The following is a 13,431-nucleotide window of genomic DNA, read 5'->3' as shown; positions in this document are numbered from 1 at the left end:
CAGGCGCGGGCCGTGCGAACAACAAAACGACGGTGCGGGCCGCCTCTGGGCGGCCCGCACCGCTATCGATCGCCGGGCGCGTCACGCCCGTCTGCCGGAATGCTGGTGGGTGGGAGTTCCCCGCCTACAGGTCGGCCTTCGTCACGCGGGAGGATTCGTACGTCGTGGAGGCCTGGGGGAGGCCCGGCACGGTGGAGACGTCCTTGACCAGCATGCCGGTCGTGGCGTCGATGGTCAGCACCTCGCCAGCCTCGCCGCCGAACGCCTCGGGGCCGGCGGTGATCGTCAGCGTGGCCTTGCCGTGGGTGGTCGAGTTCTTGACGCTGACCGCGGAGATGGTGGACAGCAGACGCAGCACACCGGCCCGGACCTGCGTGTTGCCGTCGCCAGCGGACAGCGCTTGGGTGCTGTACGTCCACAGGGCGTTGTCGAAGTGCCGCTGAACGGCCTGAGGGCTGTACGGCTTCGGCTTGGCGTTGCCGCCCTTCTGCTTGATGATCACCTGGGCGGCCGCCTGCTGCTTGTCCCATACCGCCTTCTGCGCTGCGGGGTCGAGGCCCACCAGCGGATCCTTGGCTGCCTTGAGCATCTGGGTCCGGCCGTCGGCCGGGCTGCTGTCCGCCGCGGCGACGGCTGCCTTGAGGAGCGGAGCATAGCCGCCGTCCGTCATCTGGTCCTGGTGACGGGCGATCGCACGCTTGATGTCCTTCACGCTGTTGCCCGTATAGATCGCGTGACCGTCGGTGTACAGCGTGTAGACGACCTGCATGGTCTTGGTGCCGTGGACCTGTGTCGCCTTCACCAGCCACGCGTCGCCCGCCGACGGGGTGACCGTCTTGATGGACCCGGCCAGGGTCATCAGCGGCGCGCGCTCGGCGGACCCGTCGACGGTGGTCGAGCCCGAGGTGGCGGCTGACGAATCCTTGCCGGCCTCGATGCCCCCGGTCGCCGGCGAGTTGAGCACCACAGCGACGACTGCCGCCGCGGCGGCAACCCCCATCCCGGCGCCGATGCCCAATCGGCCCGCGATACCGATCCGGCGGCGTTGCTGAATCGCCGGGCTGGATTCGTGGTCCCGCGTGGTTGTCGTCGTTTCCATGGTTGAAGTCGCCTCCATAGTCGTGTCCTCCGCTGATATCGCGCCCAGCAGCCGCACGGATCCGGGGTCGGCCATAGCCGCCCGCAGCACCGCCCGCGCCCGCTGATACACCTCCGGGCGTAGTGGTTCTGCGCTGCCCAACGCACCGACCAGATCGAGCTCGTCGGTCATCGGTGTCTCTCCTTCGTGCTGTTGCGGTCCTTCAGAAGCGCAGACACCCCCGGGGCGTCGCGCAGTGCCGTCCTGGCCTGGCTCAGCAGCCGCCGCGCGGTGCCGGCCGGTATGCCGATTGCCCGCGCGGCGTCGGCTGCGGTCAGGTCCTCCCAGGCGACGAGCCTCAGGACCTCCCGCTCTTCGGGTCTGAGCCGCGTCAGGGCCGACCGGAGCACCGCCCGGGCGTCCATGCCGAGGTCCACCGCCGACCACGGATCCCATCCAGTAGCCACGTCCGGTACGTCCGCGACCAGGTCCTCGGCCGGCCGGGACCGCCAGTAACGCCGCAAGCGATTCAATGCCACCCCGTACAGCCACGGCCGCGCATCGTTGTACGACCGGTCGTACGATCGCCGCGACTCGAACGCCGCAACCCAAACCTCGCCCAGGAGGTCCTCAGCCGCATCCCGCCCCGCCCGGCGAACGAGGTACGAACCGACGGCGGCCTCATGACGCTCGACCACCTCCACGAAGGCGTCGACATCGCCATCCAGCGACCGGCCTATCAAATCCGCATCCGAATCCATGGCCCTCCTCGGCAAAGTCCGCGCTTCACCCTGACATTGCCGATCAGGCGGGGAAGTGTTCAGGCGCCGAGGTCCGACGGCAAGCGGTCGCCCAATAGCGACCTCTCATTCGGTCAGCACCTGCCACCCGTGGTCAAAGCGTTGGCCTGCAGCGCCTGGTCGTTGAGCTTGTACCGAACCAACGGCTTGCGGGCGTCGTCGGCCAGCTTCTTCGAGTCGCCGACCTTGACCGGTGCGGAAGGTGCGCCCGGTGGCGGGCATCTTGTCGACGAGCCGAAGGCGGTAGAGCATGTCGGCCGAGCGCCGTGTGGAGCGGCGCTGCCGGAACAGCATCTCGCGCTAGCCGGAGGTGACGAACACCCGTGACGCGTCCTGCTTACGGCGCCATTAAGCCGGTATGAATCGCAACATCAGGAACGTTGCGATCTCGGCGTCGGACAGGCGCAGGAGACGTGGTAGCTGTTGAGCGCCCCGTCTTTGACGTAGCCGTTCATTTGGGATCGGAGCTGACTGGCGTTGGTGTTGTCCGCTGAGCTGGGCCCGGGCGCGCGCCGAACGCCGGTCAGCGCAGTGTCAGCTCGAAGCACCCCCACCCGTCGCCGGCCTGCGCGACGAGCTTCCACGTTCCGGCGGCCGGCAACGGGATGCCGCTGGGGTACATCGCCTGCCCGGCGTCGTTGGTCGCCAGCGAGCCGGCGCTGTAGGTCTCGGTGCGGCCGCCGGAGGTCGCGGTCACGGTGAGCGCGGCGTTGAGCTGGGGGCGGGCCGGCAGCCAGAACAGCTTGCCCAGGTCGGGGCCGAGGTCAGGATGCCATTGCCGGCGGTACTCCACAAAGTCCCCGGCGATGAAGTCGCCCGAGCGCACCAGCGTGGCGTCGCCGGGCACCGCGACGCACTCGCGCCGGGCGCTGCCGGGCAGGCTCTGCTGGAAGGCCGGCACCGGCGGCGACGCGGCCGGCGACGACGGCACCGGCGCCGACCCGGCCTGCGAGGCCGGGCCGGCGGCGGGCGGGGCTGGTGCAGTACACCCGCAGAGCACCAGTGCCACGACGAACAGCGGGATTGCTCGCACAGCGTTGCCTCTCTCCTCAGGCGGCTGGGGTCCAGATCGAGACCCGGCCGCTCCAACAGGCTATGAGCGTCGCGGTCGTGATGCATTGCGTCGGCGGGGAGGCGGCGGGGCGAATCGCCGGGTTATCGTGTCCGGCGAGGATTGATCTGGTGAATGCTGACCCGTCGTACCCCGGTGGGCCGTCCGGATCCGGGCGCGCGTCTGGCTTAATCAGCATCGGGAGCGATGCGGCCGCCGTCGAGCAGGACCAGCACTCCGCCGTCCACGAGGCGCTCGCCGTCGAACATCCGTGCGGCCTGGACGGCGTGCTTCCTCATCGTCATCACCCAGTCTCACCCTGCGCGGCCACAGCCGCCACTGACGCCTCCTCGTCCTCCGGCGACAGCCGGTGGTGGCCCGACCATCGCACCGCGCACCGGGTGGCCGGCCTCCCTCGCCAAGGTGATCCCCGCTCCGTCCGGCGGGCCAGCGGTGGGCACCCAGGCGCAGCACAAAGGCCACCTCCCGAACCCGGGAGGTGGCCTTCGACCTGCGAGAACTCAGAGTGGGGGATGCTGGTTGCGGCTCTCGCGGTTCGTCAGGAGCCGGGTTCGAGCGTCCATTGGCTGGTCCACCAGCCGGCGGGCGCGGCGCCGTACTGGACGCTGCCGGTCATGTTCTCGGTATGAGCGTAGGTGCCCTTCCAACGGTTCTTCAGGCGTAGGTGACCGTCGACGGACTCCTGGCTCCACTGCGCCGACCAGTAGGTGCCGGGCACCGTCCCGGTCTGCACGGTGCCGGTCTGGTTCTCCACGTGGAGGTAGTTGCCGGTGGCGCGGTTCTTGAGCCGGACGTAGCCGTCGACGTTCTCGACGGCCCACTGAGCGGACTGGTCGGTGCCGGAAGCGGCGACGTACTTGGCGGTTCCGCTGCCGTCGTCCTTGACGTACTGGCCGGTCTGCCGGTTCTTCAGCCGCTGATAGGACACCGGGTAGCCGCCGTCCTTCTTGTAGACGCGCAGGTAGTCGACGCTCCAGGTCTTGAGCCAGACGTCGTTGTGCCGACCGGAGCCGGCGTCGGTGTAGATGCCCATGATGAGCCCCATTGGCATGTTGGGGGCGTCGTTGATCGTCCGGTAGAGCTGGCCGTCGTAGTAGAACTTGATTTCGGTGGGCGTCCACTCCATGCCGTACGTGTGGAACTCGGTGGTCGGCGACCCGCTGGGAACGGGGGCGATCGACGCGTACGAGTTGGAGAGGAAGTTCGGGTCGCCCCAGCCGTGGGCGGCGATCCGCCAGTTGTTCGGCTCGTTGAAGAACGTCTCGACCATGTCGACCTCGGGGTTGCGCGAGGCGCTGGAGGTGTCCCCGGTGCCGACCAGCCAGAGCGCCTGGTGGCCGCCTCCGCCGACGTTCGACTTCTTGGCGCGCATCTCCACGTAGCCGTACTGGAACGTGTAGCCGTTGAAGTCGGGCTCGTGGTGGTTCAACGGCATCGAGGCGTTGAACTTGTGCCAGTAGTCCTTGTTGTAGGTCTGGAACGAGGAGATCTTGACCGTGCCGTCGTACTGCGGATTCCACGCCGGGGTGTCGGCGTCCAGCCGCTGGGTGAGCACCCCGTCGGCGATGGTGTAGCGCGCCTTGGCACCCAGCTCCCGGTTGGCCGGTGAGGTCCAGTGCGGCAGGTAGTAGGGCAGCCAGCGATTCCTGTTGAGGGTGTTGACGTCGAACTCTTCGGCGAAGTCGATGGTGTAGCCCGGCTTGGCGAGCGGGCTGGGAGGGGTGTCGCCGGCCTGGGCCGGCGGCGCGGTGACGACACCGGCGAGGGTGACACCGAGGATCATCGAACCGGCGGCGGCTAGAACTCTTCGAAAGCGATGCGCCATGGGACACTCCCGGGGAAACGAAAGAAAAGTTCTTTCGGAATATGCCGGTGAGCCCTACCGCTGTCAAGAGCCATCGGTGAAGAGCTCTGCGCGGACCGCGTCCCGGGCGGTCTCGACCGCGCCGATGGCCACCGCGTCGTCTCCCAGCGCGGAGATCGCCAGAACTGGCAACTCGTACAGAATCTCGGCGAGGTGGCGCCGTACCGGCTTCATCACCGTCTCACCCGCGCGCGCGATGCCGCCTCCCACCACGACCAACTGCGGGTCCATGGCGAGAACCATGGCGCCCACTCCTTCGGCGAGTGCCCGCGCGTAGTCGTCGACGGCCTCGACAGCGCGCTTGTCCCCCCGCCTGGCCTGCGCGAAGACCCACTCGCGGGAGTTCATGCCGGGAGCGACCCCCGCGTCGGAGAGCAGCTTGCGGGGTGCCACCTCCCAGCCCAGGCCCGGGTGCCGGCCGATCTCGCCGGCAGCCCCCCGGCCGCCGCCGAACGGCCTGCCGTCCACCAGCACGCCGACGCCGAGGCGGTGCCCGGCATGCACGTACAGGACGTGGTCGACCCCCTGCGCGGCACCGACCCGGTGCTCGGCCAGGACCGCGAGGTTGGCGTCCTTGACGGCGCTCACCGGGCAGTCCAGACGGGCGGTGAGCTCCTTAGCCAACGCCGTGCCGGTCCAGTCCGGAATGGCCACGCTCAGCCGCACGGCACCGTCGGCGATGATGCCCGGGGAGCCGGCACAGGCCGCCCACAACCGCGGCGCGTCGGCCGGCATCGTCCGTCGCAGCAGGTTGACAGCGGCGTCGATGCGCTCAGCCGGGTCCAGGTCCGGGTGGATGGCGGCCCGAGCGGCCGCCACCTGCGCGCCGGCGAGGTCGGCGATCCGCACCGACACCGCGTGCGCCCCGATGTCGAGGCCGGCCACGATGCCCGCGTCCGCGGCGAAGCGGTACCGCTGGGCGGGTCGCCCTCCGGTCGGGGCGTTGTCGAAGCCGTCCAGGACCAGGAGTCGAGACTCCACCAGCGAGGTCAGGATGCCCTGCACGGTGGGGCGGGACAGCCCGGTCTCGCGGGCGACACCGCTGATGGTCAGCGACGGCCCCTCGTAGAGAAGCCGCAGCACACGACGCGTGTTCAGGTGCCGTAAGGCGCTCTGGCCCCCGCCTGGAAGAGCATCACCTACGGTCATTCGCTGCCCCTTGACGTGCGTTCGTAGACGGCTCACTATAGCGAACGCAAGTTTCCTTCGAAACTACTTCCTGCTCAGGGAGACCCCCATGAAGTCCATGCCATCGGTGAAGAGTGCGCTCAGCGCGGCCGCCGTGCTTCTCGCGCTCGGAGCGTGCGCACCCGGCAGCTCATCCAGCGATGAACCGGCCGCCGACGCGAACGCGGCCGTCCAGACCGGCGTTCCGTCCGGACAGGTGGAACTCAACCTGATCGCCACCCCCGAGTCGGGTGCCGCCATGAAGGACATCATCCCGGCATTCCAGGCCAAGCACCCCAACGTCAAGATCAACTACGTCGACACCACGTACGATGACTACAACAAGTCGCTCAACCTCGCGCTGTCCAGCGACACCTCGCCCGACATCGTGCTGCTCAACGCGGTGGGCACCACGGTCAAGGACCAGCTGATCCTCAACCTTCAGCCCTATGCCAAGGCGTACGGCTGGGAGTCGGCGTACCCGGCCGGACAGCTCAACCAGTGGCGGATCGCCAAGGACGGCACCACCCTCGGTTCGGGCGACCTGTACGCGGCACCCGCGTCCTTCTCCCAGGTCGGGCTCTACTACAACAAGGCCAAGTTGAAGAAGCTCGGCATCGCCGCGGCTCCGGCCTCACTGGAGGACCTCGAGGCCGCTCTGGCCAAGGCCAAGGCCGGCGGTGAGACCCCGCTGCAACTCGGCAACAAGGAGGGTCACGCCTCCTTCCCGATCCAGCTCATCGGTCAGTCCACGGACGGCCCGGCCGCGTACGCCAAGTGGGTCTTCGGAGAGGGCGGGTCCACCTTCGACACCGCCGGGAACGCCAAGGGCGCCCAGAGCATCACCGACTGGGGTACGAAGGGCTACTACTCCAAGGACGCCAACGGCATCGACCTCCAAGGCGCGGTGGACAAGTTCACCAAGGGCGACGGCGTCTTCTTCGTGGACGGTTCCTGGGACTCGAAGAAGATCGGCGACGCGCTGCGCGGCGACGCGGGCTTCGTGCCCTTCCCCGGCCCCAAGGCCACCGCCATCGGCACGTCGGTCGCGTACGGGATCTCGCGGAAGTCGAAGAACGCGCAGGCCGCCGCCGCCTTCCTGGACTTCCTGCGCGGCCCGGAGGCCGCCAAGGCCTCGTTCGCGCAGGGCTTCCTGCCCTCCGACACCTCGACGGTGACCGCCGAGCCCGGCACCATCTCCGCCGACCTGATCGCCGCGTGGAACAAGGTCAACGCCGATGACGGGCTCATCGGGTTCAACAACAACGCCACCGCGACCATGAACGACACGCTGGTCGCCGAGACCCAGAAGCTGATCGCGGGCAAGGTCGACGCCGCCACGTTCATCCGAGCCGTCCAGTCCGACTGGGCCAAGACGCATGGCTGACAGCCTCGCGAATCGCGCGACCGTCCGGGACCGTACCGTCGTCGCATCCGCGACGCCGGTGCGGGCCCGGCGCTCGCGGGCACGATACGTACCGCTGCTCTACACCGCACCGGCGCTGCTCTTCTACGCGGCCTTCGTGATCGCGCCATGGCTACACAGCCTGTGGATCTCGTTCTGGGACTGGAACGGGATCGGCGTCGCCACCTGGGCCGGGCTCGACAACTACCGGGAGATCCTCGCCGACCCGGCGCTGCGGCTCTCCCTGGTCCACGCCTTCGGGCTAATCCTCTTCTACTCGGTCATCCCGATCTGTTTCGGCCTGGTGCTGGCGTCGCTGGTCGCGAACGTGCCCTGGAAGGGCATGCCGTTCGTCCGTACCGTGATATTCCTGCCGCAGATCCTTCCACTGGTAGCGGTCGGCAGCGTGTGGAAGCTGTTCTTCGACGATGACGGACCGTTCAACGCGCTGCTGCGCGCGGTCGGCCTGTCCGACGTCACCCGGGCCTGGCTGGGTGACTTCACCTGGGCCTACCCGGCGGTCGGAGTCGTCGGGACCTGGGTCTCGACCGGGCTCTGTTTCCTGCTGCTGTACTCCGGAATCGGCAAGATCGATCCGGCCCTGTACGAAGCCGCCCGGCTCGACGGCGCCGGCGCGATTCACGAGTTCTGGCACGTCACCGTGCCGGGTCTGCGCCGGGAGATGTCGGTGGCGGCGACCGTCACCGTGATCGCCGCCCTGGCCAGCTTCGACGTCGTCTACGTGATGACCGGCGGCGGCCCCGGCGAGTCGACCATGGTGCCCGGTGTCGCCATCTACCGGCTGACCTTCACCGCAGGGCAGGTCGGCACCGCCTGTGCGCTCGCCGTCGTCCTGTCCCTGTTGACCTGCGCGGTCATGTTCGCCCTGAACCGCCTCACCCGGGAGAAGCCATGATCCGGTCGCTGACCCGGTTGTCGCTGCTGGCTGCTACAGCCTCGGTGCTCGTTCCCTTCTACGCGATCCTCGCCGCGTCGCTGCAACCACAGGACAATCTCAGCCCGGGCCTGGCGTGGCCGTCGGATCCGCAGTGGCACAACTACGTCGACGCCTGGTCGTCCGGCGGGTTCGCGGACCTCATGCGGTCCAGTCTGATCATTGCGCTCGGCGTCGTACCCCTCGCATTGGTGCTCGCGACGCTCGCCGGATACGGGCTGGCGATGATGCGGCTCGCCGTCCGGGGGCCGATCTTCGCGTTGCTCATGCTGGGTCTGGCCCTGCCGTACGAGTCGATCGTCATCCCGCTCTACTACGACCTCAAGTCGATCGGTCTCCTCAACACCTACTGGGCAGTCATCCTGCCGCTCATCGGGGCGTTCATGCCGTTCGGGGTGTTCTGGATGCGCAGTCACTTCGAGTCGCTGCCCCCGGAGCTCATTGAGGCCGCCGAGATGGACGGCGCGTCCAGCAGGCAGATCCTGCGCCGGGTCCTGCTGCCCACCGCCCGGCCGGCGCTCACCACTCTCGGCCTTCTCTACTTCATGTGGGCGTGGAACCAGTTCCTGCTCGCGCTGATCCTTATCCAGGACCCGGCGATGCGCACGGCGCCGTCCGGGCTCGGCAAGTTCATCCAGGCCTACGGCCGCAACATCCCGCTGCTCAGCGCCGGAACGATCATCGTCATCGTGCCCGTGGTCGTCCTGTACCTCTTCTTCCAGCGCCACTTCGTCAAAGGCATCCTTTCCGGCGCCATCAAATAGGAGACACCTGATGTCCATCACTCTGGCAATCGTCGGTGCCGGAGCGCGAGGCGCTGCCTACGCGCGGCTCGCCGTCGCCACCTCCAAAGCCACCATCGCAGCTGTCGCCGATCCCGACCCCGCCCGCCGCAGCACACTGGCCGATGAATTCGACGTACCCGCGGAGCTCCGGTTCGCCTCGTGGGAAGACCTCGCCGCACAGCCCCGGCTCGCCGACGCAGTGATCGTCGCGACCCCCGATCGCGCGCACGTCGAGCCGGTGGTGGCCTTCGCCGAACGCGGCTACGCGATCCTGCTGGAGAAGCCGATGGCGCCGCTGCCCGAGCAGGCGGAACGCATCGTCACCGCAGCCGTCGACAACGACGTCCTCCTCGCCGTCTGTCACGTACTCCGGTACACGCCCTACTCCCGGACGCTCAAGCGACTCGTCGACTCCGGGCGGATCGGTGCAATCGTCAGCATCGACCACCTGGAACCGGTCGGCTGGTGGCACCACGCCCACAGCTACGTGCGCGGCAACTGGGCGGTGGAGGCCGAGTCGTCCTCGATGCTGCTGGCCAAGTCGTGCCACGACATCGACTGGCTCGGCCATCTCATCGGCCGACCCGTCCGCCGGGTCTCCTCCTTCGGCGGCCTCGCCCACTTCCGGCCGGAGAACCGACCGGCCGGAGCGGCCGGGCGCTGCGTCGACTGCCCGGTCGAACGGTCGTGTGCCTACTCCGCGATCCGGATCTACGAGCGTTTCCTCGGCGACCCCGTCCATGAGGCATGGCCGTTGGGCGTCCTCACCGACGATGTCAGCGCCGACGGCGTCCGCAAGGCCCTGGAGGACGGCCCGTACGGCGTTTGCGTCTACACAGGACGCAACGACGTCGTCGATCACCAGGTGGTCAACCTCGAATATGAGGGAGGCGTCACCGTCGCCTTCACGATGACGGCGTTCACCGCGCTCGACTTCCGCAAGACCCGGATCTTCGGCACGCTCGGCAGCATCGAGGGCGACGGCCGTAGCCTGCACGTCCACGAGTTCCTCACCGACACCGTCGAGACCATCGACCTGGATCCCGACGGCGACGCCTCGGCCGCCGACGGGCACGGTGGCGCCGACGCGGCACTCATCGAGGCGTTCATCGCGGCGGTCGCCACCGGAGACCGCTCACTGGTCACCTCCGGGCCCGAGGAGAGCATCTCCTCGCACCGGGTCGTGTGGGCGGCGGAGCGGTCCCGGGCCACCGGCAGCGTCATCGAGCTCAGCCCCGCCACGCCGAGGTAGGCGAACGGGCGCACTGCCAAACCTGGTGGGCGATGCGGGAATCGAACCAGCGAACCACGGTATGGACTCGCGTCAGGCCCATGGGATCGGGCCTGACGCGAGGTCGCACCGTGGAACCGCGTACCTCAATAGCGTCGGCGGTGGGCAGGCGCGCCACGGCCATGCGGCAGATCCGGCTGTTCGGTCGCGTGGGATTTCGCGCTACCCAATGGACCTGTGCAACAAAGTACCTGAACTGCTTTGCCCAAGGACATCGCGCAGGGCACAACCCGGCGGACGACCCAGCCGACGCGCTCTACGCGGCGAGAATGATGATTCCGCTCCAACGCTCCGGAGCGAATCTGGGCGACGAAATGCTCAACTGGGCCGGCGGTCGGGCCTACGAGGCCGGGGTGACCCGATTGCGCCTCGACGCCTGGACGACGAACACCCGGCTGCACGCCTACTACCAGGGACAAGGCTTCCGACACGTCCACACCGTCGAAACTAGGATCTCCGGCACCTGCTTCGAACGGCCCGCGCAGCCGTAGACAGACGGACGGCTCAAGACCGAATCGGCCTGACACACTCACGCCGACAGCGGCCCCGACACACCAACGCAGGCGGACAGCGGCACTACGGCCGCCATCGACCGCAGTACGGGTCGGGTGACGATGAACGCCTTCCCCCAGACCGCGCAGCCGAACCTATTCAGCGACGACGAAGAACCCAGAACATGACGTCGATCGTCCGCGTCGGCGTCCTCATTGGGCAGCCCCCTACCTACCTGTCCACGGACGTTGCCACACGACGGGTCAATGACTGACAGCTGCTGATCATGACCATCGCCGCTGCTCCCCATCTGCTAGACGGACTGTTCCCTGACCTGCGACGACCTGGTCAGCGCGCTGGTCACGGTTGCTCCTGGGCTCACGTCGTTGATGGCTGGTTGCCGACGTTTCACAGTGCCTTGTGCCCCGTGTGTGCCCCGGCTGCCGCCGGTGGATCCACGGCCGGTCTAGCATCCCGACGTGGACTTGGACCCTGATGACAGCCACTTGAGTACCGAGGACCTGGAGTCCGTCCGGGCCGCCAGCTCGGCGCTCCATCAGCAAGGGTGGCGCAAGGAATTCACGATCGAGGAGATGATCGGCAAATGGGCGTGGCTCGTCGCCCAGGTTGAGCGGGGCTACTCCGACCTCGTTTATGAGTACACAAATGATCTCTACTGCAGAGACTGGCTAGCTAAGGTGTGGCCCCACGTGACTCACCCCGTTCGGTCATGCTGGCACTCGATGCTGCAACCGCTGGACGAGCGTTTCCGAGCCGCCACGATTGAGGATGGCGGCCTCGCAGTAGGCCGCTACCACCAGATCACTCCCGGAATGGGCTGGTGGTGGCATCGGCGGCCCAAGAAGCTCGTCGGCGATCTGGCCGACGCTCTGGGCAAGGCTGAAGAGACTCCTTGACCCCCAGGCAGCCAACACGAATCGTTGACCTGCTGTTCCACCGGCGCTGAGCGGCCGGATGAATCCTCCGGTGTCCATGCTCGTCCGTCGGCGCCAACAGTCCACCGACGTCCGTGGTCGTCCGTGACTGCATGCCTTGGTTGTCACTCATTTCGTCACTCACCACCGGGTGGGTGTTCGCGTCACAGGCGTGCATGGTCAGCCGTCGCCCTCATCACCCTCGTCGTCCCCGTAGACGTCCAGCCATAGACCACCCGGCAACTTGAGCAACCGATGGAGAAGGTCACGGTCAAGCTCCACGGCATGTTCTGCAGCGTGGGAGCCGAGGAAACAAAACCAATTCGCCCAGTAGCCCCCATCGATGAGCTGCCATAGCCGGTCCGTCACCGGCTCCAAAATGTCGAGCAAGCTCCCCAACTGCTCGGCAAGCTCGACGTCGCTCTCGGGCCTCTCCGCACTGCTGAGCAACCAGCCGCACTCCTCATGCCGAGTCGCACTTCGGGAGCCGACCGGTGTGCCCGCCTCGAACACGTCGCTCGGTTGAATGCCCAGGAGTTGCGTCACATGCGCAGCGGTACGCTCCCCGCCACCATGAAGGCGGAACGTCGCCATGGTCCTCATACATCTCAGTGTGCTCGGTCGTGGCCCGGCTACCGTGCCCCAACGTCGTCGGCCGACGCCGACCCCTTGACCCCCAGGCAACCAACACGGGTCGCTGGCCTGCCGTTCCACCGGTCTTGACCTGCTGAAACCGTCCATGAAAGTCCCTGCTCGCCCGCTGACGTCCGTCCCGATCGTCACCCGGCTAGTCACCCAGCCGTTTCACTCCCACAGGTCGGCACTCTCGTTGCCGGATGGGTCCGTCTCCCCCAGAGACTCATGCAGCCCCCCGATCTCGCGGCCCGTCGGGTTGCACTCCGCGTCCGTCTCGATCCGCTAAACCGCTTGCCACCTGATCGGCAATATTGAACGTGGTACGGCACTCGGGACAGGTGAAACGGCCGAACAACTTTGTGAGGGAGGTAGCCACGAATTCACGACCCGCCTGCACGGCCTCGGCATGCAAGCGTTCGGCCAACTCCGAGGAGAGGCCCGGTTCGATGGTGGATTCCCCAGGCTCCAGGCAGAGGAGTAGTTCGCTCTCGCACGCTGGGCATTCCAGTTCGGCCTCACCGCCGTTGATATGACTCAGTTCTGAGCTCCAGACTTTCTCACCGTCCAAACCGAGAACTGCCCGTTGTGGACCCACGAAGGTGAAGTCGTGAAAGGCCTCGTCCGCCAGACCATCACAGGCGAGCGCCCGTAAGGTGGCGATCTCCTGGGCGTACAACGTGCGGCTCGCGGCGTCGGCCGCCCGTGCGACCACCCCCGCGAGTGCCAGGACCTCGACCCGTTCGCGCCGGGAGAATGTCGAGCAGGTCCGGGCCAGCCAGGGCAGGACGGCAGGCTCTGGGAGATCCCAAGTGCCATCAGGCGACGGTCCATTCCAGATTCGTTTCCACGCTGGAGAATTCGAATTCGCCGCCGCAGCGTCCAGTGTCTCTTGATCAACCTTCACCGCGACGAAGCCTCCCACAGACGCAGATCGCCGCCGCCATCTGCAGG

At 67.5% G+C, this 13,431-nt stretch carries 13 protein-coding genes; 6 read left to right on the top strand and 7 right to left on the bottom strand.

The annotated features are described in order from the left end of the window. Positions 1–124 precede the first annotated feature (124 nt). The 5 genes from KBX34_RS09300 to KBX34_RS09280 form a co-directional block, all read right to left on the bottom strand. Positions 125–1,156 (bottom strand): hypothetical protein, encoded by a 1,032-nt coding sequence (locus KBX34_RS09300; RefSeq protein WP_210924452.1) that lies wholly within the window; start codon positions 1,154–1,156, stop codon positions 125–127. A 110-nt stretch (positions 1,157–1,266) separates the two neighbouring features. Next, positions 1,267–1,839: an RNA polymerase sigma factor gene (locus tag KBX34_RS09295; RefSeq protein WP_210924450.1), complete on the bottom strand. Its 573-nt coding sequence runs from the start codon at positions 1,837–1,839 to the stop codon at positions 1,267–1,269. A gap of 562 nt (positions 1,840–2,401) precedes the next feature. Continuing rightward, entirely contained in the window at positions 2,402–2,911 is a 510-nt protein-coding gene (locus KBX34_RS09290; RefSeq protein ID WP_210924448.1) for a hypothetical protein, read from the bottom strand. Between the two features lie 577 nt (positions 2,912–3,488). Next, positions 3,489–4,733, bottom strand: a complete 1,245-nt coding sequence (locus KBX34_RS09285) for a family 16 glycosylhydrolase (protein ID WP_210924447.1) — start codon at positions 4,731–4,733, stop codon at positions 3,489–3,491. 105 nt (positions 4,734–4,838) lie between these two features. Next, a complete protein-coding gene (locus KBX34_RS09280) occupies positions 4,839–5,897 on the bottom strand; it encodes an ROK family transcriptional regulator (RefSeq protein WP_210924445.1) in 1,059 nt (352 codons plus the stop codon). 154 nt (positions 5,898–6,051) lie between these two features. On the opposite strand from KBX34_RS09280, the gene KBX34_RS09275 reads away from it, so the two are divergent. The 6 genes from KBX34_RS09275 to KBX34_RS09250 all read left to right on the top strand — a co-directional run bounded on the left by KBX34_RS09275 (position 6,052) and on the right by KBX34_RS09250 (position 11,826). Then, positions 6,052–7,368: an ABC transporter substrate-binding protein gene (locus KBX34_RS09275; RefSeq protein ID WP_099851651.1), complete on the top strand. Its 1,317-nt coding sequence runs from the start codon at positions 6,052–6,054 to the stop codon at positions 7,366–7,368. Beyond that, the gene (locus KBX34_RS09270) at positions 7,361–8,302 is read left to right on the top strand and encodes a carbohydrate ABC transporter permease (protein WP_210924443.1); all 942 of its coding nucleotides are present in this window, start codon (positions 7,361–7,363) and stop codon (positions 8,300–8,302) included. Before KBX34_RS09275 ends, KBX34_RS09270 begins: the two co-directional genes overlap by 8 nt. Continuing rightward, a complete protein-coding gene (locus KBX34_RS09265; RefSeq protein ID WP_210924441.1) occupies positions 8,299–9,105 on the top strand; it encodes a carbohydrate ABC transporter permease in 807 nt (268 codons plus the stop codon). Before KBX34_RS09270 ends, KBX34_RS09265 begins: the two co-directional genes overlap by 4 nt. Before the next feature lie 10 nt (positions 9,106–9,115). Then, entirely contained in the window at positions 9,116–10,378 is a 1,263-nt protein-coding gene (locus KBX34_RS09260) for a Gfo/Idh/MocA family protein (protein WP_210924439.1), read from the top strand. 308 nt (positions 10,379–10,686) lie between these two features. Further along, on the top strand, positions 10,687–10,908 hold the full coding sequence (locus tag KBX34_RS09255) for a hypothetical protein (protein WP_247667740.1): 222 nt from the start codon (positions 10,687–10,689) through the stop codon (positions 10,906–10,908). A 480-nt stretch (positions 10,909–11,388) separates the two neighbouring features. After that, positions 11,389–11,826: a hypothetical protein gene (locus KBX34_RS09250; RefSeq protein ID WP_210793321.1), complete on the top strand. Its 438-nt coding sequence runs from the start codon at positions 11,389–11,391 to the stop codon at positions 11,824–11,826. A gap of 198 nt (positions 11,827–12,024) precedes the next feature. Here the strand turns inward: KBX34_RS09250 and KBX34_RS09245 are convergent, their stop codons facing one another. After that, positions 12,025–12,438 carry a DUF4279 domain-containing protein gene (locus KBX34_RS09245; RefSeq protein WP_210924437.1) on the bottom strand — a complete coding sequence of 138 codons (414 nt, stop codon included), beginning with the start codon at positions 12,436–12,438 and terminating at the stop codon, positions 12,025–12,027. A 265-nt stretch (positions 12,439–12,703) separates the two neighbouring features. After that, positions 12,704–13,384 (bottom strand): hypothetical protein, encoded by a 681-nt coding sequence (locus tag KBX34_RS09240; protein ID WP_210793319.1) that lies wholly within the window; start codon positions 13,382–13,384, stop codon positions 12,704–12,706. Between the last annotated feature and the right edge of the window lie 47 nt (positions 13,385–13,431).

This window comes from Micromonospora sp. M61, assembly GCF_018070245.1.
Taxonomy (GTDB): domain Bacteria; phylum Actinomycetota; class Actinomycetes; order Mycobacteriales; family Micromonosporaceae; genus Micromonospora; species Micromonospora zamorensis.
The sequence above is the reverse complement of the archived record's forward strand: the minus strand, read 5'-3'. Positions and strand labels throughout refer to the sequence as shown.

Excerpts from the sequence above, each read along its gene's own strand:
- KBX34_RS09295 (WP_210924450.1), bottom strand. The coding sequence starts at position 1,839 with ATGGATTCGGATGCGGATTTGATAGGCCGGTCGCTGGATGGCGATGTC.
- KBX34_RS09285 (WP_210924447.1), bottom strand. The coding sequence starts at position 4,733 with ATGATCCTCGGTGTCACCCTCGCCGGTGTCGTCACCGCGCCGCCGGCC.
- KBX34_RS09275 (WP_099851651.1), top strand. The coding sequence starts at position 6,052 with ATGAAGTCCATGCCATCGGTGAAGAGTGCGCTCAGCGCGGCCGCCGTG.
- KBX34_RS09270 (WP_210924443.1), top strand. The coding sequence starts at position 7,361 with ATGGCTGACAGCCTCGCGAATCGCGCGACCGTCCGGGACCGTACCGTC.
- KBX34_RS09265 (WP_210924441.1), top strand. The coding sequence starts at position 8,299 with ATGATCCGGTCGCTGACCCGGTTGTCGCTGCTGGCTGCTACAGCCTCG.
- KBX34_RS09260 (WP_210924439.1), top strand. The coding sequence starts at position 9,116 with ATGTCCATCACTCTGGCAATCGTCGGTGCCGGAGCGCGAGGCGCTGCC.
- KBX34_RS09255 (WP_247667740.1), top strand. The coding sequence starts at position 10,687 with ATGATGATTCCGCTCCAACGCTCCGGAGCGAATCTGGGCGACGAAATG.
- KBX34_RS09245 (WP_210924437.1), bottom strand. The coding sequence starts at position 12,438 with ATGGCGACGTTCCGCCTTCATGGTGGCGGGGAGCGTACCGCTGCGCAT.